The organism is Halomonas sp., from assembly GCF_033549285.1.
GTDB lineage: Bacteria > Pseudomonadota > Gammaproteobacteria > Pseudomonadales > Halomonadaceae > Halomonas.
Genome location: NZ_JAWSUJ010000001.1, coordinates 31,845 through 53,133, shown reverse-complemented (window position 1 = coordinate 53,133; position 21,289 = coordinate 31,845). Strand labels below are relative to the sequence as shown.

The window sequence follows — 21,289 nt, the reverse complement described above, 5'->3', positions numbered from 1 at the left end:
GCCTAGCCTCCCCTGCCTTGGCGCGGATTGAAAGCCAGTTCATCCGCCATGGTGGCATAGAGTTCCCGGGCCCTGTCGGTATCGGCCGGTGGCAACACGACCTCGAGTTCCACATACAGATCACCCGGCTCCGACCCCGGGATACCCCGGCCCTTGAGGCGCAACCGGCGACCGGTCTGCGACCCGCCGGGTACCTTGAGCTTTACCGGTCCCGAGGGTGTCGGGGTTTCGATGCTGGCCCCCAGGGCGGCCTCCCAGGGCGTCACCGGTACCCTTTGATACACATCCCGCCCCTCCACCCGATACTGGGAGTCCGGCCTGAAGTGGATCTCCAGATAGAGGTCCCCCACCGGGCCACCACCGAGGCCCGGACTCCCCTGGCCTGCGAGACGTATATGCTGGCCCTCCTTCACTCCCTTGGGGATGCGCACGCTCAGGGTGTGTTCCCGGGAGACCACGCGCCCCTGTGAGTCGACCTCGGGCACGTGCAGGACGATCTCGCGGGTCGCACCCTGAAAGGCATCCACCAGGTCGATGTTGATCTTGGCGTGACGATCCTCGCCGCGCATCCGATAGCCACGCCCTCCCTGCCCTGCCCGGCCGCCCTGACCGAACAGGTTGGCGAAGAAGTCGCTGAACTCGCCGAGGTCGGCCTCCTCGAAGCCGCGGCCGCTGAACTCGAAGCCGGCATCCCAGTCCGGGGGCGGCTGGAAATCCTGGCCCGACCGATACTGCTGGGCCAGCTGATCATAGGCGAGACGCTTCTCCGGATCGGAGAGCACCGCCTTGGCCTCGTTGATCTCCTGCATGCGCTGTGCAGCGTCGGGCTCCTTGCTGATGTCGGGATGAAACTTGCGCGCCAGCTTGCGGTAGGCCTTCTTGATCTCCTCGGCCGTCGCGGTCTTTGCCACCCCGAGCACCTGGTAGTAATCCTTGAATTCCACGTGTTGCAGCTCCGGCAAGGGCAATTGCCATCCTGAAGCACGATGCCACAGGTCCCACTCCTGAAAGGATCCAGCCACTAGGCCCAAGACTAGTCGAAATGCTCGGTAGCAGGTGGTGGGCGGGGGGAGGGGGAGGAAAGGTTGACGGGGAAAGGCGGGAGAACCGGTACGCCTCAGCACATCGCCAGGCGACGGTCCGGCCGATTGCCCATGCCGGCCAGGCGATTCTGCAGCAGGCCAAGGCGCTCCGCCTGTCCCTGCCGGGCGGCCTTCAGAACATCTTCAACCCAGTCCGGCAGCACCGGGACCAGGCCGTAATAGACCCACTGCCCCTCGCGCCGGTCGTTGAGCAGCCCACAGTTGCGCAGCTGGGCGAGATGACGCGACACCTTGGGCTGGGAGACCTCCAGGGCGTGGGTCATCTCGCAGACGCACAGCTCCCCCTCGCTCAGTATCAGCAGGGTAAGCATCAGGCGCGTCTCGTCACTCAGGCACTTGAACAGGCGCAACGGATCCAGCGACATCGAAGATTTCCTCGGGTTGCGATCGTCCCGATTCTACGTTATGCGGCCACGGAGGCGAAGCGACACCCACTGCGCGCCGTCGCCGGCACTTGTCTTGGCCCGAGACGAGGGCGAACATGGATGCATGATGACCTCCCTGCACCGCCATCCCCTGGCGATCATCGTCTTCGCCCAACTCTGCGGCACCTCGCTGTGGTTCAGCGTGAATGGCGTTGGCCTGTCCCTGTCCCGTGATCTGGGCCTCACCGAGGCCGATCTCGGACGGCTGACCCTCACCGTCCAGGCCGGCTTCATCATCGGCACCCTGAGCATCGCGGCCAGCGGCCTTGCCGACCGGTTCCGCGCAAGCCGCATCTTTGCCGTCTCCTGCCTGCTCGGTGCCCTGGTCAACGCGGCCTTCGTGCTGGCATCGGAGTCCTTCGCCGCAAGCCTGGCCCTGCGCTTTGCCACCGGCCTGTGCCTGGCCGGCATCTATCCGCTGGGCATGAAGCTGGTGATCGGCTGGACACCGACCCACAAGGGCGCGGCCCTGGCGTGGCTGGTCGGCATGCTGACCCTGGGAACCGCCCTGCCCCACCTGCTGCGTGGCACCACCCTGGGCATGCCCTGGGAATGGCCACTGATCGGTGCCTCGCTGCTGGCGCTGGCCGGCGGGGCCCTCATTCACCTGCTCGGCGATGGTCCCCACCTGCCACCGCCCGCCGGTCCCGCGCGACTGCAGGAGGGCCTTGCGGGCCTGCGCGAGCCGCGCTTCCGGGCCGTAGCCGGTGGTTACTTCGGCCACTGCTGGGAACTCTATGCCCTGTGGATGCTGACGCCCTTCCTGGTGGCCCGGGAGGTCCAGCGCCTGGGCGCCACCGGGGACCTGGTGCCCTGGTTGTCATTCGGCGTCATTGCCCTGGGGCTCATCGGCTGCGTGGGTGGCGGTGCCTTGAGCCGGCGCCTCGGCAGCCTGTGGGTGGCGCGGCGTGCCCTGGCCGCCTCCGGGATGATCTGTCTGGCCTATCCGCTGCTGCCCTGGGCGCCACCCGGCCTGCTGCTCGTACTGCTCGGCGCCTGGGGACTCACGGTCATCGCCGACTCGCCACAGTTCTCGGCGCTGGCCGCCGCTACCGCCCCCCAGGCCCGGGTCGGCTCCACGCTGGCGGTGATGAATGCCGTGGGGTTCGCGCTGACCATCCCGGCGATCTCGCTGACCAGCAGCCTGTGGGCGGCCCAAGGCCCCTGGGTGCTGTGGTGGCTGCTCCCGGGGCCGGCGCTGGGCCTCTGGGCACTGCACGGTCTCGCCGAGCGGGAGCCTCAAGCCGCGCCGCCGGCGTCCTCCTGAAACCAACATCTCACGAGGCTCTGGCCTCCCGCGGCAGCGCCAGGGCCATCAGCGCACTGGCCGCCACCAGGGCGGACGAGATCCACAGGCAGGCGGCCAGGCCGTGGACCTGGTAGACCCAGCCGGAGAGCAGCGTACCCGCGAGGCGGCCCATGGCGTTGGCCATGTAGTAGAAGCCCACGTCCATGGAGACGCCATCGGCGCGGGCATAGTGGACGATCAGGTAGCTGTGCCAGCTAGAGTTGACGGCGAAGAGCACGCCGAAGGCGAGCAGCCCTGCCACCAGGGCGCCCACTTCGGCCAGGGGCAGCAGCGCCAGCAGCGCCGGCAGGCCGGCAAGCATCAGGGCCCAGAACACCGTGACCCCGCGCGCCCCGCCCTTGACCAGGCCGGTGAGGCGCGGCGCCTGGGTCTGCACGCCGCCGTAGCCGATCACCCAGATCGCCAGCAGGCCGCCCACCGTCCAGTGGCTCCAGCCGTGCTGGTCGTAGAGGAACACCGGCAGGGCCACCACGAACCAGACGTCCCGGGAGGCGAAGAGGCACAGCCTTGCCGCCGAGAGCACGTTGATGGCTCGCGACTTGGAGAACACCTCGGAAAACTTCGGCTTGCGCTTCTGGCGTCCCAGGTCAGCCTTGAGGCGGGCAAGCGACAGCGCCAGCACCGCGACCAGCATCAACGCCATCAGGCCCACCGCCCCCTGGAAGCCGACCAGGGTCAGCAGCAACCCGCCCAGGAAGAAGCCGGCGCCCTTGAGGGCGTTCTTTGAGCCGGTGAGGATCGCCACCCAACGGTAGAGGGCGCTGCCGGCGCTGGGGCTGTCCCTGGGCACCAGCACCTTGACAGCACTCTTGGCGCTCATCTTGTTGAGGTCCTTGGCGATGCCCGAGAGCGCCTGGGCCGCCATCACCCAGGGCACCGTCAGCGCCGGGGCGGGCACCATCAACATGGAAAGCGCCACGATCTGCAGGCCAAGCCCCGCGTTCATGGTGCGGTTGAGCCCCAGGCGGGCGCCCAGCCATCCCCCTACCAGGTTGGTGACCACCCCGAAGGCCTCGTAGAAGAGGAACAGCAGCGCCACCTCCAGCGGCGAGTAGCCGAGCTGGTGAAAATGCAGCACCACCAGCATGCGCAGGGCCCCATCGGTGAGGGTGAAGGCCCAGTAGTTGCCGGTGATCAGCAGGTACTGGCGCACCTCGAAGGGCAGTGCCTTCACGCGGCTAGTGAGTCCTCCCGCCTCAGGCATTGCTCGCCTGCACCCCTTCTCTCCTTCCCACCTTCAGGGCCAGCTCGGCGGTGCGGTTGGCGTAGCCCCACTCGTTGTCATACCAGGCGTAGAGCTTGAGCTGGGTGCCGTTGACCACCATGGTCGAAAGCGCATCGATGATCGAGCTGCGCGGGTCGGTGCGGTAGTCGATCGAAACCAGCGGACGCGCCTCATAGCCCAGGATGCCGGCGAGTTCGCCCTCGGCGGCGGCCTCGAGCGCGGCGTTGACCTCCTCCACCGCCACCTCGCGCTCGAGCTCGAAGACCATGTCGGTGAGCGAGGCGTTGGCCAGCGGCACGCGGATGGCATGGCCGTTCAGCTTGCCCTCGAGTTCCGGGAAGATGGCGGTGATCGCCTTGGCTGAGCCGGTGGTGGTGGGGATCAGGCTCATGCCGCAGGCCCGAGCTCGGCGCAGATCCTTGTGGGGAGCATCCAGAATCGTCTGGGTGTTGGTGATGTTGTGCACCGTGGTCATGGAGCCGTGGCGGATGCCGAAGGTCTCGTGGATCACCTTGACCACCGGCGCCAGGCAGTTGGTGGTGCAGCTCGCCGCGGTGATGATGCGATGGACGTCGGGGTCGTAGGCGTCGTCGTTGACGCCCATCACCAGGTTGAGCACCCCCTCCTCCTTCACCGGCGCGCTGACCACCACCCGCTCGACGCCCTGGTCGAGATAGGCCTGAAGCGCCTCACGCGTCTTCCTCTTGCCGGAACACTCGATGGCCACGTCGCAGGCCGACCAGTCCCCGTCGTCAATTGCGCGATGGGCGCTGAAGGCGATGCGGCGGCCGTCGACCACAATGGCCTCCTCCTCGGCCCGGATGCCCTGCCCCGGCGACCAGTGGCCGTGGACCGAGTCGAACTCCAGCAGGTGGGCGAAGGTCGCGGCGTCACCACCCGGGTCATTGATGCGCGAAAGTTCGACCTCGCCCGCCGTAACGCGGGGCCAGAGGCTACGCAGGACCAGGCGTCCGATGCGCCCGAAGCCGTTGATGCCGACACGAAGGGTCATGTTGCTCTCCTGATGAAGAATGAACGCCGGGAGACGCCCTCAGAGATCGGCGTCCCGGGCCTTGATCTGCAGCCACAGCGAGAGGCGGTGGCGAATCTCGTTGAGGGCCTGCTCATAGGCGTCGACACGCCCGATCAGGCGCGGATCGCGTATGTCCCAGTAGAGATGCTCATCGCTCTCGCCTTGCCAGTCGCGGCACGCCTGCTGGGCCTTGTCGCACAGCACGATGACGGCAGTGAAATGTTCGCCGGCGAAGTCGTCCAGCGGCTTGCTGGCCAGCCCCTCGGTGGAAATGCCCTGTTTCTCCAATGCCGCCAGGGTCATCGCAGCGGGTTCATCGGGTTCGCTGCCCGCGCTGTAGGCCTCGAACCTGTCCCCGGCCAGGTGGCGCAGCAGGGCCTCGCCCATCAGCGAGCGGGCGGAATTGGCATTGCAGAGGAAGAGCACGCGCTGATTGGCCATGAGAGTGGCTCCCGAATATATATATGGAATGTCATATATAATGCCGTTGGATGTCAATCATGTGACAGCCCTTCACGACGACGGGGAGGCCGAAGCCTCCCCGTTTCTCGATGCCAGCCAGGATGGCGCTCAGCCATAGCGGCCGGTGATGTAGTCCTCGGCCTTCTTGGTGGCCGGGTTGGCGAACATCGTTCGGGTGTCGTTGTACTCGATGATCTCGCCGAGGTGGAAGAAGGCCGTGTAGTCGGCCACCCGCGCCGCCTGCTGCATGTTGTGGGTCACGGTGATGATGGTGAACTGCTGCTTGAGCTTGTCCATCAGGTCCTCGATGGTCGCCGTGGAGATCGGGTCGAGTGCCGAGGTGGGCTCGTCCATCAGGATCACGTCGGGCTGCACGGCGATGGCACGCGCGATGCACAGGCGCTGCTGCTGGCCACCGGAGAGCGAGGTGCCCGGCTGGTGCAGCTTGTCCTTGACCTCCTCCCACAGGCCGGCATCGCGCAGCGCCTTCTCCACCAGTTCGTCCTGCTCCGGCTTGCGGCTCACCAGGTCGTGCATGCGCGGCGCATAGACGACATTGTCGTAGATCGACTTGGGAAAGGGATTGGGCTTCTGGAAGACCATGCCCACCCGGCGGCGCAGGGCCACCTCGTCCATCTTGGCGGCGTTCACGTCGCGGCCATCCATCTCCACCAGCCCCTCGAGGCGCACGCTGGGGATCAGGTCGTTCATGCGATTCAGGCAGCGCAGGAAGGTGGACTTGCCGCAGCCCGAGGGCCCGATCAGGGCCGTGATGTTCTTCTGGTAGACATCGATGTTGATGTTCTTCAACGCCTGGCTCTGGCCGTACCAGAGGTTGAGGTCGCGGACGCGAATGCTCAGCTCGTGGTGGGCGTCGGTATTGCGGGTCACCGGCTGGCCGGGTTCGGGACGGGAGCTTTCGTGACGTGACCTTTCGTGACCTGACATGGGCGCGGTACTCCGCTCGGCAACGTGAATGTTCATCTGTGGATACCCTGTAACGTAGCGTGGCCTACCAGCGGCGCTCGAACTTCTTGCGCAGGACGACGGCGGTGGCGTTGAGGAAGATCAGGATCGCCAGCAGCACCAGGATCCCCCCGGCGGTCTTCTCGACGAAGGCCTGTTCCGGCTCCCCCGCCCAGGTGAAGACCTGCGCCGGCAGCACGGTGGCGGCCTGGGTGAAGGAGGCGCCCACGTCGGGGATGAAGGCCACCATGCCGACGATGATCAGCGGTGCGGTCTCGCCCATGGCCTGGGCCAGTCCGATGATCGAGCCGGTCATGATCCCCGGCATGGCCAGCGGCAGCACGTGGTCACGCACCACCTGCCAGCGCGAGCAGCCGACCCCGAAGGCGGCGTGGCGGATCGAGTCCGGCACGCTGCGCAGGGCCGTGCGGGTGGCGATGATGATCACCGGCAGGGTCATCAGCGCCAGGGTCATGCCGCCCACCAGCGGCGACGAACGCGGCACCCCGAAGAAGTTGATGAAGATCGCCAGGCCCAGCAGGCCGAAAAGGATCGAGGGGATCGCCGCCAGGTTGTTGATATTGATCTCGATGATCTGGGTCAGGCGGTTGTCCGGGGCGAACTCCTCCAGGTAGACCGCCGTCATCACGCCGATGGGGAAGGCGATGGCGAGCGTCACCAGCATGGTCATCACCGTGCCCACCGCGGCGGCGAGGATCCCCGAGGCCTCGGGCATCTTGGAGTCACCGCTGGTGAAGAAGGTGGTGTTGAACTTGAGCGCCGCCCTGCCCTGTTCCACCAGGGCATCGACGGTGGCCTGCTGGGATTCGCTGAGCTTGTGCCGATGCCCCTTGAGGTACTGGTCCACCTCACTGTCGGCGAGCACCCAGCGGGTCTCGCTGGTGCCCAGCAGCTCGGGGTTGTTGCGCATCCGCACCGGAATCAGGCGCTCGAAGGTACGGCTCACCAGGCGCGACACCTCGGGGTCCAGGGCGGCACGCCCCATGCGGCTGGCATCCTCGTTGTAGTCGATCTCCACCTGGATCTGCGCCTGCTGGAAGGCCGGCAGGCCCTTGGAGAACATGTCGGCGAAGAACAGCACCAGGAACAGGCCGGCGAGCCCCAGGGCGCCCATGGAGATCCATTTCAGCCGTGACGACTGGCGATGGCGGCGGCGCAACTGGGCGCTGATGTCGTCGAAGGATTGACTCATGTCGGCGATTCCTCGGCGTTACAGGTTGTTGACGCGATACTTCTCGCGGAAGCGGCGGATCATGAGTACCGACACCAGGTTCAGGCTCAGGGTGACGGCGAACAGCACCAGACCCAGGGCGAAGGCGGAGAGGGTCTCGGCACTCTCGAACTCCAGGTCACCGGTCAGCGCCGCGACGATGCGCACCGTCACCGTGGTCATGTCCTCCAGAGGGTTGGCGGTGAGGTTGGGCCGCATGCCCGCCGCCATCACCACGATCATCGTCTCGCCGAGCGCCCGCGACACCGCCAGCAGCGAGGCGGAGATGATCCCCGGCAGAGCCGCGGGAATGACCACGTCGCGGATGGTCTCGCCCTTGGTCATGCCCAACGCCAGCGAGCCCTGGCGCATGCTGTCCGGCACCGCATTGATCACGTCGTCGGAGAGCGAGGAGATGAAGGGGATGATCATGATGCCCATCACCAGCCCGGGCGCCACGGCATTGTTGAAGGAGGCATCCAGGCCGAAGAAGCCGGCCACGTCGACGATGATCGGCGCCACCGTGATGGCAGCGAAGAAGCCATAGACCACGGTGGGTATGCCGGCCAGGACCTCGAGGGTCGGCTTGGCCAGGGTGCGCACCCGCTTGGGGGCGAACTCCGCCATGTAGATGGCCGAGAGCAGGCCCACGGGGATGGCCACCAGCATGGCGATGGCGGTGATCATGAAGGTGCCGGCGAACAGCGGCACGGAGCCGAACTGGGCCGCACTGCCGGCCTCGTCGCCTCGCCCTGCGGCGGCCAGGAAGCTGGCGCCGGGGTTCCAGACGGTCCCGGTGACGAAGTCCCAGAAGCTGTGCATCTGGAAGAAGCGCAGCGCCTCGAAGACGATGGAGAAGAGGATGCCGAAGGTGGTGAAGATCGAGATCAGCGCCGCGGCGACCAGTACCCAGCGAATCACGCGCTCGATGGCCTGGCGGGCGTGGAAGTCCGGCTTCACCTGATTCATCCCCACCAGCAGGCCCACGGCGGCCACGACAAGACTGCCGGCCAGCAGGAAGAGCGTGGGGATATCGGCGCCCAGCAGCAGCATCAGGAAGGCTCCGATGACGCCCACGGTGATCGCCGGGCCGGCGGTGGCGAGCACGGCGAACCAGGCGTACTGGTCGGGCTGGGCGTACATGGCCGTGCCGGTGGCGCGCACCCGCGCGGCCTTGGCACGACCCAGGAAGAAGGCTATCAGACCCAGCAGCAGCAGGACGCCGCTGAACATGGCGAGGAGTTGGTTGGTCTGCATAGGTCTCTCTCGGTGGATAACGACGGCAGCGTGCCTGCCGGAACGTGCGACGGCCGGCAGCCGTGGGCTGCCGGCCGGATCAGGCGTCCCTGCCTGCGCGTTGCCTTACAGGTCGGACACCTGCAGCTTGGCGCGGTCGGCGACCTTCTGGCGGGTCTGCTCGCGCTCGGCTTCCGGCAGCGGGATCAAGCCCAGGTCTCCAAGGTAGCCACCCTCGCCGATCATGGTCTCGGAGACGAACATGTCGACGTAGTCGTACAGCGGCGGCACGGCCTCGGCATGCTGGTTCTTGACGTAGAAGAACAGCGAGCGAGCGATCGGGTAGTCGCCAGCGCTGATCGCCTCGGGCTCCGGCTCTACGCCATCGATGGCCGTGCCGACCAGGGCGTTGGGGTTCTCGGCCAGGAAGGAGTAGCCGAAGATGCCGAAGGCGTCGGTGTCCTCGCTCAGGCGCTGGACGATCAGGTTGTCGTTCTCGCCGGCATCGATGTAGACGCCGTCGGAGCGAATCTCAGTGTAGGCTTCGCCACCGTAGGCCTCCATTTCTTCCGACGGGACCTCCATGGCGAGCTCTTCGAAGGCGTCGCGGGTGCCGGAGGTGCTGGGCGGGCCGTAGATGGAGATCTCGCGATCCGGCAGGGAGGCGTCGATCTCGCTCCAGTTGGTGTAGGGGTTGTCGACCAGTTCGCCATCGACCGGCACCTTGGCCGCCACGGCCAGGAACAGCTGCTCGAGGGTCAACTCCATGGCCTCGTTGGTGCTGGACTGGGCGAAGACGATGCCGTCGGAACCGATCTTGACCTCGGTCACGTCGGTCACGCCGTTCTCGATGCAGCGCTCCAGCTCGGAGACCTTGATGCGACGGGACGAGTTGGAGATGTCCGGGGTGCCCTCACCCACGCCGTTGCAGAACAGACGGATGCCGCCGCCGGAGCCGGTAGACTCGATGACCGGCGTCGGATACTCGGTCACCGCGCCGAACTCCTCGGTCACATAGCTCGCGAACGGGTAGACGGTGCTGGAGCCGACGATGCGGATCTGGTCGCGGGCGTGGGCCACGGTGGCCACGCCCATGACGGCGGCGGCGATGGCCGTGGTCTTGAAAGCGCGGCTCTTGAGCATGCGATTCATGGAGCGATCTCCTGATGAGGACAGTGTACAACCTTCACGGGTGACACCTTGCCTCAGCCAGATGACAGCTTTATGACATCGCCGTCACGATAGCTGGGACAGGTCGACCCCGCTGCAGGTCACACCCTGCCGCAGGCAGATGACAGCTCCATGACATTGCTCGCCGCGGTCGCGAGAAAACCGCGGCAACAGACGAGTCGGGTCACAGCAGCAGCCCCAGCGCCGCCAGGGTACAGAGCGCAAGCGAAGCGCCCTGCAGCAGGCGACGATCGAGGCGATGGGCGACGCGGCCGGCCAGCCAGCTGCCGGCCAGCACCCCCGGGGCAAAGCTCAGCGCCATGCCGAAATGCCAGGGATGGATCAGCCCCGCCGGCGCCAGGGTGACCAGCGTCATCAGGGCCGTGACCACGAAGAAGGCCGAAAGCGTGCCGCGCAGGCGCTCCGGCGAGAAGCCGTGCAGCAGCAGCACCATGGGCGGCCCGCTCAGCGCGGCCACGGTGCCGAAGATCCCCGAGAGGATGCCCGCCCCGAACAGGGTGGTGCGGTTGACCGGCAGGCGGAAGCGGAACAGGGTCACCGCCACCGCGAAGAGCACGCTGCCGGCGATCAGCTTTTCCAGCACCGCCATGGGGGGCGGTGAGCAGCAGCCACAGCCCCAGGGCATTGCCGGGAACCCGCCCGACCAGGGCCATGCCGACCTCGGCCAGGCGCACCTCGCGCCAGTAGTGGCGCAGGGTGGTCAGCGCCACCGTGAAGCCGAACAGCACCAGGATCACCGGCACCAGACGCGGCTCCAGCATCAGCAGCAGCGGCGCCCCCACCACCGCCAGGCCGAAGCCGGTGGCACGTTGCACGAAGGCCCCCAGCGCCAGCACCGCGGCGCAGCCGAGCCAGACCGCGGGGCTCATGTCGGCCCAGGCCAGCAATGCCTCAGGCATGGTCGCCGCGGCCCGCCAGCAGGCATATCCCCAGGTTGGCCAGCAGCGAGGCGCCGAGCATGGTGCCCACCATCGGCCAGGCGCTGTCCACCTCGAAGGCGCCCACCAGCACCCCGGCCAGGGCGCCGCTGGAGAACTGCAGGCTGCCCTGCAGGGCCGCCGCCGTGGCGCTCATGTGGTGGAAGCGGTCGAGAAGCGAGGTGATGGCATTGGGGGCGATCAGGCCGATGGTGCCGGCAAACAGCATGATCAGCGGCACCATGGTGGCCAGCGACTCCAGTCCGGTGGCCACCACCAGCGCCAGCCCGATACCGGCGGTCAGCTGGATCCCCAGCCCCAGGCGCAGGTTCTGCAGGGGGGTGCGCCACCTCAGCAGGCGGATATTGAGGCGATTGGCGGCCACCATGACCACCACGTTGACGCCGAACACCAGGGGATAGAGGGACGGCGTCAGGCCGAAGTGCTCGAGGTAGAGAAACGGCGAGGCGGTGACGAAGGCGAACAGCCCGGCAAACGACATCGAGGCGGCGGCAATGAAGCCCATGGCCCGGCGATCGCCCAGCACGCTGGCGTAGTTGGCCAGCACCTTGGCCGGTGTTGCCGCCGACCGGCCGGGAGGACGCGTCTCGGGCAGCCGGGTGCCCAGCAGCCACATCAGGAAACCGGCGTAGCCGGCAAGGAACACGAAGATGAGCCACCAGTCGGCGAGGTAGAGCAGCCCGCTGCCCACCACCGGCGCCACCAGCGGCGCCATCAGCATGATGATGGCCATGGTCGACATCACCTTGGCGGCCTCGCGACCCTTGAAGCAGTCGCGCACGATGGCCGCCGAGTTGACCACGGTCGCGCCACCGCCCAGTGCCTGGACGAACCGCCAGGCCAGCAGTTCCCCCAGCGAGCCCACCGTGGTGATCACCAGGCTGGCCAGCAGGAAGACCACCAGGCCACCCAGCAGCACCGGCTTGCGCCCCACCCGATCGGACACCGGGCCGAACACCAGCTGCCCCAGGGCGAAGCCGGCCAGGAAGGTGGAGAGCGAGAGCTCCGTGTGATGGATGCTGGCGCCGATATGCCCGGCGATCGCCGACATGGCCGGCAGGTAGGCATCGATGGCAAAGGGCGCCAGGGCCGTGTTGGCGGCCACCAGCAGCGCCACGCGTCGCGAGTTCAGGGTCAAGGCGCCTCCATGGCAGCACGAGATAAAAGGTAGAGGGCTAATGATACCCGAAACCCTGGTCCCCGGCCTCGCTCGCCTATATTCGCCCCTCTCGCCTTGCTAGAGTGGCTGCCACGACAACCGGAGGGATCCCGCCATGGCAGATGACCTGCTCTCACAACTCAAGACCATGACCACCGTGGTCGCCGACACCGGCGACCTCGAGGCGATTCGCCGCTTCGAGCCCACCGACGCCACCACCAATCCGTCACTGATCCTCCAGGCGGCCCAGCAGGAGGCGCGCCGCGCGCGGCTGGCCGAGATCGCCCGCCATGCCACCGACATCGACGATGCCCTGGACGCGGTGGCCGTGGAGATCGGCAGCGAGGTCAGCGCCCTGATCCCGGGCTACGTCTCCACCGAGGTCAGCGCCCGCCTCTCCTTCGACACCGACGCCACCCTGGCGCGGGCCCGCTCGCTGATCGAGCGCTACGGGCGCCACGGCGTCGGTCCCGAGCGCATCCTGATCAAGGTCGCCGCCACCTGGGAGGGTATCCGTGCCGCCCGGATCCTCGAGCGCGAGGGCATCCACACCAACCTCACCCTGCTGTTCAGCTTCGCCCAGGCCCGGGCCTGCGCGGATGCCGGCGTCACCCTGGTCTCGCCCTTCGTGGGCCGGATACTGGACTGGCACAAGGCACAGGAGCCCGATGCCGACTTCAGCGGCGACCGTGACCCGGGCGTGCAGTCCGTCAGGCGCATCTACGAGCACTTCAAGGGGCATGGCTACGACACCATCGTGATGGGCGCGAGCTTCCGTAACGCCGGCGAGATCATCGCCCTGGCCGGCTGTGACCGGCTGACCATCTCGCCCAAGCTGCTGGAAGAGCTGGCCGGCACCACCGGCGTGCTGGAGCGTCGGCTCACGCCGCTGGATGCCGAGACACGCGCCCCGGAGCCCCAGGACGAGGCGGAGTTCCGCTGGGAGATGAACGAGGATGCCATGGCCACCGAGAAGCTGGCGGAGGGCATCCGCAAGTTCATGGCCGACCAGCGCAAGCTGGAGGCGCTGCTGGGAGAGCTGAGGAAGGAGTGACCCGCGACCGACGGGGCCCGGTTAGTGGTCGTGCGAGGCGGCCTCCTGGGCCTCGAGCATCTCGACCAGCGGCTGGAACTCCTCGCGGTTATGCTCGTTGAGGCGCATCAGGATGCGGTGCGCCTCGAGGACCCGCTGGCGGGTTTCCTCGACGTCGGTGGGAATCTCGGGAAGATCGCAGAGCTCACAGGTCTCGGTGATCGGCGTCTCCACCAGGGTGAAGATGCGCGAGAACCCCATGACGTCGAGCATCCGCCGGACATCGGGGTTGTCGGCGATGATGGTCGGTCGCTCGGTGACGCGCCCCTGCACCGCCATCGCCACCTTGGCGAGGAACCCCAGGGCGGTGGAATCCACGTTGGTGGTGTCGCGCAGGTCGATGATCAGCGTCTCGAGGCCCGGCGTCTCGGCCAATTGCCGGGCCTGCCGGTCCAGGGTGGCACAGAGGGTCAGGCGCACGTCCCCGCAAAGCTTGAGGACGAAGACCCCGGAATCGAACGCCGCCTTGATGCGGCCTTCATGATTTATCATTGCCAAATCCGCTCACCATCATGATCGTCAGGTCGTCTGGCAGTTCCTCGTGTCCCGGGGCGCTCTGGGCGACGCCTTCATCATCGTCCGCCAATGCCCCCAGTGCAAGGCTGCCACGTAGGTCCTCCAGCGTCTCGCTGGCCAGGACCCGCCGCTCGAGTTCCCTGAGCCGCAGATCGAGGGTGTCGCCCGGCAGACACTCCAGTATCCCATCCGAACACAGCCACAGCCGGAAGTTCTCCGGCAGCTCGCAGCCCAGCATGGGATAGTCGATCCCCGGGAAGAGGCCGACCGGCATGCCCTCGCCGGGCAGTGGCGTCACCTTGCCATCGGCCACCAGCAGGGGCATGGGGAGCTGCGCGCCCAGCGAATAGTGGAGATAACGACGGTGATGGTCAATGACCCCGACCAGCAGGGTCGCATGCTTGCCGATGCCGGCGTCCAGCAGTTCGCGGTTGAGTGCCGCCAGCCAGCGCGGCGCCAGGGCCTCGGGATGTTCGCCGTCCCACTCGTGCTGCCAGTGATTGGAGAGATACTTCAGCAGCACGGTCACGAAGGCCGAGGAGGCCCCGTGGCCCGAGACATCGGCAAAGTAGAACAGGCTGTAGCGCTCGCTGAAGGCCTGGAAGTCGAGGAAGTCGCCGGACAGGTAGAGCGAGGGCGCCAGCCAGTAGTCGAAGGTGACATCGTTCAGGGTCTGCGGCCGCGGGGGCAGCAGCTTGCGCTGGATCTGCCCGCCGGCCTGCTGGTCGAGGCGCAGCATCGCCAGGTGGGTCTCGAGGCTCTCGTTGAGTTCCTCGAGGTGCTCGTTGAGCTGGGCCAGCCGGGCGCGGTCATGCTCTCGTTCAGCGGCCAGGCGATGCACCTCGATGGCCTTGCCGATCATGCGCCGCAGCAGGGAGCCGTGGCGCAGCGGGTCGACGATGTAGTCCACCAGGCCGGCATCGACCGCACGCAGCAGGTCGGCATCCTGGCGCTCGTCGCTGACCACCAGGGTCGGCAGGCGTTCGGCGAGCCGCGTCCACTCGCCGCTGGGCACCGCCCGGGCATGGGCCACGATGAAGGCGGTTTCCGGCGGGAGTCCCTCGATGCTGTCGGCGGCATACACCGCCAGGCCGTCACGGGCGATGGTCTCGGCCAGGGCATCACGCTCCGGCCCCGGCACGTCGATCACGCCAATCAGTTGCTTGGCTGGTGGCATGCTGTCATGGCCTCAATCGGCGAAAGCATCATCTAAGTCCGCGTCATCGAAGTCGAACTCCTCGCTGGCGAAGGGATCCTCGCCCTGCTCGCCATCGCTGACCTCGAAGCGGCGCTGCTGCAGCCAGGTATCGCGGATGAAGCTGTAGCGGTCGCCACGGATCAGTTCCTCCTGGTCGAGCAGGCCGGCCCGGGCATCGATCACCCGCAGGGCGGTGAGCCCGATGCGCACCTCGTCATCCTCCACGTAGGTGGTCGGATAGGTGTACATGTCCACCGGCAGCCCGGCGGTATCGCGCACCGTGCTGGGACCCAGCAGCGGCAGCACCAGGTAGGCCCCCTCGCCCACGCCCCAGGCTCCGAGCGTCTGCCCGAAGTCCTCCTCGCGGCCGGTGACCTCCATTCGCGAGGCGACGTCGAACAGGCCACCGATGCCGACGGTGCTGTTGATCAGGAAGCGGCCGGTGGCCACGCTGGCGTTGGTGCCCTTGCCCTGCAACAGGCTGTTGAGCGCGGTGCGGATCTCCCCCAGGTTGGAGAAGAAGTTGCCGACGCCGGTCTCCACCGGGTCCGGGGTGATGAAGCGGTAGCCCCGGGCCGCCGGCTTGAGCGCGTAGCGGTCGATCACGTCGTTGAAGGCGAACACCTTGCGGTTGAAGCCCTCCCAGGGGTCGTCGGGGTTGCGCTCCTGCACCTCCCCGCTGGTGGCGCACCCCGCGCTGGCCACCAGCAACAGCGCCAGTGCTCCCCGCCCGACCCATCTCGTCAGCCCCTGTCTCATCGGCTTGCTCGCCTCCCAGCGATTCCTTGTCATGACGCTCATTGGCGACGCACCACCACGCTGCCGGCACTGTATCCCGCGCCGAAGGAACAGACCACCCCGAACGCGCCGGCCGGCAGGTCACTCCGGTGCAGGTGGAAGGCGATGATCGAGCCCGCCGAGCTGGTGTTGGCGTAGCGATCGAGGATGATCGGCGCCTGTTCGGGGCTTGGGTCGTGGCCCAGCACGCGCCGGGCGATCAGGTCGTTCATGTGGCGGTTGGCCTGGTGCAGCCAGAGCCGCGACAGGTCGCCGCCGGCGAGCTCGAGGCTCGCCAGGTGGTCGGTGATCAGCGCCGCCACCAGCGGGCAGACCTCCTTGAACACCCGCCGCCCCTCCTGGACGAAGAGCTTGTCGACGGCCTGCGGGTCGCTGTCGGTGACCCGGTTGAGGAAGCCGGCGTTGTTGCGGATGGCGTTGGAGAAGCGCGTCACCAGGCGGGTGCCGAGGATCTCGAAGCGCTCCTCGGCCGTGGCCACCGCGTCGCTCTCCAGCACGATGGCGGTGCAGGCATCACCGAAGATGAAGTGGCTGTCGCGGTCCCGGAAGTTGAGGTGCGCCGAGCAGATCTCGGGGTTGACCACCAGGGCACGCTTGACGCTGCCCGCGCGGATGGCGTTGGCGGCGGTCTCGATGGCGAAGGTCGCCGAGCTGCAGGCGACGTTCATGTCGAAGGCGTAGCCGCCCGCGCCGAGGGCCTCCTGGAGTTCCACCGCGACGGCCGGGTAGGGCCGCTCCAGGTTGGAGCAGCCGACGATGACCAGCTCGATATCCGCGGCATCGACGCCCGCCGCGTCGAGGGCCTCGCGCGCCGCGGCCAGGCCCATCTCGCACTGGATCGAGGGCTCGTCGTTGGCGCGTTCCCGCAGCCGGGGACGCATCCGCGCGGGGTCGAGGATGCCCTCGGCATCGAGCACGTAGCGGCTGTGGATGCCCGAGGCCTTGACGATGAACTCGGTGCTGGAGTGCGGCAGCGGCTCCCGCTCGCCGGCGGCGATGGCAGCGGCATGGCGCGCGTTCTCGGCGTCCACCCAGGCGTTGAACGAGGCCACCAGGGCCGCGTTGTCGATGGCGTGCGGCGGGGTAAAGAGTCCCGTCCCGGTGATCACCACTTGGCTCATGCTTTTCTCCCTGTGAGTTCTGCCCAGCGCTTCTCGAGGCGCTTGGTGGAAACCGGGAACCGCGTGCCCAGCTGCTGGGCGAAGAGCGAGACCCGCAGCTCCTCGATCCACCAGCCGAACTCCACCAGTGCCGGGTCCTCCACCCCGCCACGGCGCTCGCTGTCGCGACGGGCGGCCAGGCGGGCCTCGAAGTCCTGGACCTCCTGCATGTGCATCTGGTCGCGCATGCGCTCCCGCGGCGCCTTCTCCAGGCGGATCAGCGCCGCTTCCATGTAGCGGGGGTACTCCTCGAGCCACTCCCCCGCCTCGCTGACGAAACCGGGATGCACCAGCCGCTGCATCTGGGCCTTGAGGTCACTGTAGACCAGCGCCAGGGCCAGGTTCAGCTGCCCCTTGAGCGCCCTGGTCACGGCGAGGTGCCCCTTGAGCGCCTGCTCCAGGGTGGCCACCAGGGCCTCCGCCCGGGGCAGCAGAGCATCGCGCGTCGCCTCGAGGCGCCGTTCCAGCTCGCCCTGCGACCGCGGCAGCGGGTCGCTGGCCACCACCTGGCGGAACACCCCGGCCACCACATCATCGATGAGCTGTCGCTTGCTGCCGACCTTGGCGAACAGCAGCGTACAGGTCTCCAGTCCCTTCAGGCGCTCGATGGCCCGCACCTGATCGGGCAGGCGCTCCATGGCTGCCCTGACCACGCCCCGGCGATGGGCCTCGCGGGCCTTGTCGGGATGGTCGAAGAGCTCGACCCGGAAGGCCTCCTTGGCGGGCACCAGGGCCGGGTAGGCCTCCACCCGGATACCGGCCTGGGTGGTGACACGGGACTCGGGCAGGGGCGTCTCGGGGAGGGCCTCGAGCTCGCCTTCGCTGCTCGCCTGCTCGGCCAGGGCCCGGGCGCCCTCCCCCGCAGCGGCCTCGAAGCGTCGCTCCAGCTCGCGAGCATCTCTGCCCTGTCCCAGGGTCCGGCCCTGGTGGTCCACCACCCGCAGGTTCATCACAAGGTGCGGCTCCAGCTGGTCGAGGCGCCAGTCGTCGGGATGCAGTCGCACCCCGGTCTTGCGGCGCAGGAACTCGCCCAGCGCCTCGGTGAGCGGCACATCGTCCGGCGTCATGGCCTCGAGGGCGGCGTCGACCCAGTCAGGAATCGGCACCACCTGGCGACGCACCGCCTTGGGCAGCGACTTCATCAGCGCGATGCACTTCTCGCGCAGCAGGCCCGGGACCAGCCACTCGAGCCGCGCCTGGGGCAGCTGGGGCAGCATGGCGGCCGGCACGGTCAGCGTCACACCATCGTCCGCGGCCCCGGGCTCGAAATGGTAGGAGAGCGGATAGCGCACGCCCCCGAGCACCAGCTCGTCGGGGTAGTCGGCCTCGGTGACTTCCCCGGCCTCCCGCGCCAGCAGGGCCGCGCGGTCGAACTTGAGGATGTCGGGATTGTCGCGCTCCGCCTTGCGGCGCCAGGCCTCGAAGCCCTTGCCGTTGACGATCTCCGCGGGGATGCGCTCGTCGTAGAAGGCGAACAGGGTCTCCTCGTCGACCAGGATATCGCGCCTGCGGGCCCGATCCTCCAGGTCCTCGACCTCCTCCACCAGCGCCCGGTTATGGGCGAAGAAGTCACCCCGGGTCCTGAACTCGCCCTCCACCAGCGCCCGGCGGATAAAGAGCTCCCGGGACTCCTGCGGGGCAATGGGACCATAGTGGACCTTGCGTCCGGTGACGATCGGCAGGCCGAAGAGGGTGACCTGCTCGGTGGCGACCACCTGGGCACGCTTCATCTCCCAGTGCGGCTCGGCATGGGAGCGCTTCACCAGGTGGCCGGCCAGCGGCTCGATCCACTGGGGCTCGATCCTCGCCACGGTGCGGGCGAAGAGCCTGCTGGTCTCGACCAGCTCGAAGGCCATCACCCACTTGGGGGACTTCTTGGCAAGCCCCGACCCCGGGTGGATCAGGAACTTGCGGTTGCGTGCCCCCAGGTACTCGCGATTCTCCGTGAGCAGTCCCAGGTGCGAGAGCAGCCCGGTGAGCAGGGCCTGGTGCAGGGCCACGCCACTCTCTCGACGGGCTTCGCGGCGGGCCTTGTCGTCCATGTCCGGTTCATCGGTGGCGGGCCGCGGGGCCGGCGGCGGCACCTCGATCTCCATGTCGCGCAGCAGCTGGCGAAGCTGGCGGAAGGTGTCGTGCCACTCGCGCAGGCGCAGGTAGTTGAGGTAGTGCTCCTTGCACCAGCGCCGCAGCCGGTTGCCGGAGAGCTCCTCCCGGGCGGCCTCGAAGCCGTTCCAGAGGTTGAGCAGGGCCACGAAGTCGGAATCCGGGTCCTGCCAGCGACGGTGGGCCTGGTCGGCGGCCTGGCGCTTGTCGGCCGGCCGGTCGCGGGGATCCTGCACCGCCAGGCCGGCGACCACGATCAGCACCTCGCGCAGCCCGCCCTGCTCGGCGCCGGCCAGCACCATGCGCGCCAGGCGCGGGTCGATGGGCAACCTCGCCAGCTTGCGCCCCAGCGGGGTCAGGCGGTTGCCGGCGTCCACTGCGCCCAGTTCGAAGAGCAGCCGGAAGCCATCGGTGACGAAGCGCGAGTCCGGCGGATCGACGAAGGGAAACGCCTCGATGTCACCGAGCTTCAGCGACAGCATCGAGAGGATCACCGAGGCGAGGTTGGTACGGCGGATCTCGGGGTCGGTGAACTCGGGCCGGGCGAGGAAGTCCTCCTCGTCGTAGAGGCGGATGCAGACGCCCTCGGCGACGCGCCCGCAGCGCCCCTTGCGCTGGTTGGCGCTGGCCTGGCTGACCGGCTCCACCGGCAGGCGCTGGATCTTGGCCTTGTAGCTGTAGCGGCTGAGGCGCACCAGGCCCGGGTCGATGACGTAACGGATGCCCGGCACCGTGAGCGAGGTCTCCGCCACGTTGGTGGAGAGCACGATGCGCCGCCCCGCGTGGGGGGCGAAGACGCGGTTCTGCTCGGCATTGGAGAGCCGCGCGTAGAGCGGCAGGATCTCGGTGCCCTTGAGGTCGGCGCGGCGCAGGGTGTCGGCGGTCTCGCGGATCTCGCGCTCGCCGGGCAGAAACACCAGGATGTCACGCGGCCCATGGAACCAGCGCTTCTCCCGCTCGACCTGCTCGATCTCCTCCACGGCGTGGAGGATCCCCTCCTGAAGGGTACGATCCTCCTCGTCGTCCTCATCGCGCACCAGCGGCCGGTAGCGCACCTCCACCGGATAGGTGCGCCCGGAGACCTCCACCACCGGCGCCGGCTGAAGCTCCCCCTGTGCATCCTGGCGCCCGAAGTGCTCGGCGAAGCGGGTCACGTCGATGGTTGCCGAGGTGATGATCACCTTGAGGCCGGGACGCCGCGCGGTGAGGCGCTTTAGGTAGCCGAGCAGGAAGTCGATGTTGAGGCTGCGCTCGTGGGCCTCGTCGATGATGATTGCCTCGTAGCGCATGAGATCCGGGTCGTGGCGGGTCTCGGCGAGCAGGATGCCGTCGGTCATCAGCTTGACCAGGGTGTCGTCGCTGCTCTGGTCGGTGAAGCGCACCTGGTAGCCCACCTGCTCGCCCAGCGGCACCTTGAGCTCCTCGGCGAGGCGACTGGCCACCGAGCGTGCCGCCAGGCGCCGGGGCTGGGTGTGGCCGATCAGCCCGCGGCGCCCCAGGCCCAGCTCCAGGCAGAGCTTGGGCAGCTGGGTGGTCTTGCCCGAGCCGGTCTCGCCGGCCACCACCACCACCTGGTGGTCGCGCAGGGCCGCGAGGATGTCTTCCCGACGTTCCGCCACCGGCAGCGATGGCGGGTACTCGAGGGCCACCGGCCGCGCCCGGCGACGTTCCACTAGCTGCCGCGACCGCTCGAGCGAACGCCGGACCTCGGCGAGGCCCCGGTCCACGGGCTTGCCCTCCCGGAGCCGCCGGCGCAGGCCGCGCAGGCGCTTGTCCAGGGTCGGGACGTCGCGCCGCAGGGCATCATCGAGCTCGCGGCTCAGGGCGTCGAGCTCGGCGGCATCCCGGGTGTTCGTGGCGGTATCCTGGCGGGTCTCGGTGGTCACGGTCTCGACGGTCATCTCCGGGTCACGGTCATCAAAAAAACGGCCCGCCCGGGACATCCGGAGCGGGCCGTGCATTGTAACGCCGAGGCCGCGGCGGCGCCTAATCGGCACCATCAAGCGTGGCTATCGGGCGGCAAGAGGAAGGCTATCGCCTTGCCGCTGATTGCCGTGACGGCGTGCTGGGCAGCCCAGCCTGCCGGGTCACCCCTCCGCCTTATCGCGCTCCTCGTCGCGTAACTGGCGACGCAGTACCTTCC

The 21,289-nt window shown here is 68.0% G+C and carries 18 protein-coding genes; 2 read left to right on the top strand and 16 right to left on the bottom strand.

Annotated features, from left to right (window positions below; all coding sequences use genetic code 11):
- Positions 1-2: 2 nt before the first annotated feature.
- Together SCI24_RS00245 and SCI24_RS00240 are read right to left on the bottom strand one after the other, a co-directional pair.
- Positions 3-944, bottom strand: a complete 942-nt coding sequence (locus SCI24_RS00245; protein ID WP_318723369.1) for a DnaJ C-terminal domain-containing protein — start codon at positions 942-944, stop codon at positions 3-5.
- Positions 945-1,117: 173 nt separating this feature from the next.
- On the bottom strand, positions 1,118-1,468 hold the full coding sequence (locus SCI24_RS00240) for a metalloregulator ArsR/SmtB family transcription factor (protein WP_318723368.1): 351 nt from the start codon (positions 1,466-1,468) through the stop codon (positions 1,118-1,120).
- A gap of 124 nt (positions 1,469-1,592) precedes the next feature.
- Here SCI24_RS00240 and SCI24_RS00235 point away from each other — a divergent pair, with 124 nt between their 5' ends.
- A complete protein-coding gene (locus SCI24_RS00235; protein WP_318723367.1) occupies positions 1,593-2,795 on the top strand; it encodes an MFS transporter in 1,203 nt (400 codons plus the stop codon).
- A gap of 10 nt (positions 2,796-2,805) precedes the next feature.
- Here the strand turns inward: SCI24_RS00235 and arsJ are convergent, their stop codons facing one another.
- From arsJ to SCI24_RS00190, 9 genes are all read right to left on the bottom strand, one after another.
- The gene (gene arsJ, locus SCI24_RS00230) at positions 2,806-4,041 is read right to left on the bottom strand and encodes an organoarsenical effux MFS transporter ArsJ (RefSeq protein ID WP_318723366.1); all 1,236 of its coding nucleotides are present in this window, start codon (positions 4,039-4,041) and stop codon (positions 2,806-2,808) included.
- Positions 4,034-5,074, bottom strand: a complete 1,041-nt coding sequence (locus tag SCI24_RS00225; RefSeq protein WP_318723365.1) for an ArsJ-associated glyceraldehyde-3-phosphate dehydrogenase — start codon at positions 5,072-5,074, stop codon at positions 4,034-4,036. The genes arsJ and SCI24_RS00225 overlap by 8 nt, the downstream gene beginning before the upstream one ends.
- 39 nt (positions 5,075-5,113) lie before the next feature.
- Positions 5,114-5,536 (bottom strand): arsenate reductase ArsC, encoded by a 423-nt coding sequence (locus SCI24_RS00220; protein ID WP_318723364.1) that lies wholly within the window; start codon positions 5,534-5,536, stop codon positions 5,114-5,116.
- 129 nt (positions 5,537-5,665) lie between these two features.
- Positions 5,666-6,505, bottom strand: a complete 840-nt coding sequence (gene pstB, locus SCI24_RS00215) for a phosphate ABC transporter ATP-binding protein PstB (protein ID WP_412928686.1) — start codon at positions 6,503-6,505, stop codon at positions 5,666-5,668.
- Positions 6,506-6,569: 64 nt separating this feature from the next.
- Positions 6,570-7,736 carry a phosphate ABC transporter permease PstA gene (gene pstA / locus SCI24_RS00210; RefSeq protein ID WP_318723363.1) on the bottom strand — a complete coding sequence of 389 codons (1,167 nt, stop codon included), beginning with the start codon at positions 7,734-7,736 and terminating at the stop codon, positions 6,570-6,572.
- A gap of 18 nt (positions 7,737-7,754) precedes the next feature.
- On the bottom strand, positions 7,755-9,011 hold the full coding sequence (gene pstC / locus SCI24_RS00205; RefSeq protein ID WP_318723362.1) for a phosphate ABC transporter permease subunit PstC: 1,257 nt from the start codon (positions 9,009-9,011) through the stop codon (positions 7,755-7,757).
- A gap of 105 nt (positions 9,012-9,116) precedes the next feature.
- Positions 9,117-10,142 carry a substrate-binding domain-containing protein gene (locus tag SCI24_RS00200; RefSeq protein WP_318723361.1) on the bottom strand — a complete coding sequence of 342 codons (1,026 nt, stop codon included), beginning with the start codon at positions 10,140-10,142 and terminating at the stop codon, positions 9,117-9,119.
- Between the two features lie 202 nt (positions 10,143-10,344).
- The gene (locus SCI24_RS00195; RefSeq protein ID WP_318723360.1) at positions 10,345-10,806 is read right to left on the bottom strand and encodes a sulfite exporter TauE/SafE family protein; all 462 of its coding nucleotides are present in this window, start codon (positions 10,804-10,806) and stop codon (positions 10,345-10,347) included.
- 266 nt (positions 10,807-11,072) lie between these two features.
- Entirely contained in the window at positions 11,073-12,257 is a 1,185-nt protein-coding gene (locus SCI24_RS00190) for a Bcr/CflA family multidrug efflux MFS transporter (RefSeq protein WP_318723359.1), read from the bottom strand.
- Positions 12,258-12,393: 136 nt separating this feature from the next.
- Between SCI24_RS00190 and tal the strand changes: the two genes are divergently transcribed.
- Positions 12,394-13,332, top strand: coding sequence for a transaldolase (gene tal / locus SCI24_RS00185; RefSeq protein WP_318723358.1), 939 nt, complete (start codon positions 12,394-12,396; stop codon positions 13,330-13,332).
- Between the two features lie 21 nt (positions 13,333-13,353).
- Here the strand turns inward: tal and SCI24_RS00180 are convergent, their stop codons facing one another.
- From SCI24_RS00180 to hrpA, 5 genes are read right to left on the bottom strand one after another with little or no spacing between them, the layout of a single operon-like run.
- Positions 13,354-13,863 (bottom strand): STAS domain-containing protein, encoded by a 510-nt coding sequence (locus SCI24_RS00180; protein WP_106230419.1) that lies wholly within the window; start codon positions 13,861-13,863, stop codon positions 13,354-13,356.
- Positions 13,850-15,064: a PP2C family protein-serine/threonine phosphatase gene (locus SCI24_RS00175; RefSeq protein ID WP_318723357.1), complete on the bottom strand. Its 1,215-nt coding sequence runs from the start codon at positions 15,062-15,064 to the stop codon at positions 13,850-13,852. The genes SCI24_RS00180 and SCI24_RS00175 overlap by 14 nt, the downstream gene beginning before the upstream one ends.
- Positions 15,065-15,076: 12 nt before the next feature.
- A complete protein-coding gene (locus SCI24_RS00170) occupies positions 15,077-15,844 on the bottom strand; it encodes a VacJ family lipoprotein (RefSeq protein WP_318723356.1) in 768 nt (255 codons plus the stop codon).
- A gap of 38 nt (positions 15,845-15,882) precedes the next feature.
- The gene (locus tag SCI24_RS00165) at positions 15,883-17,004 is read right to left on the bottom strand and encodes a beta-ketoacyl-ACP synthase III (protein ID WP_318723355.1); all 1,122 of its coding nucleotides are present in this window, start codon (positions 17,002-17,004) and stop codon (positions 15,883-15,885) included.
- Positions 17,001-21,047, bottom strand: a complete 4,047-nt coding sequence (gene hrpA / locus SCI24_RS00160; protein WP_318723354.1) for an ATP-dependent RNA helicase HrpA — start codon at positions 21,045-21,047, stop codon at positions 17,001-17,003. Before hrpA ends, SCI24_RS00165 begins: the two co-directional genes overlap by 4 nt.
- Positions 21,048-21,289 lie beyond the last annotated feature (242 nt).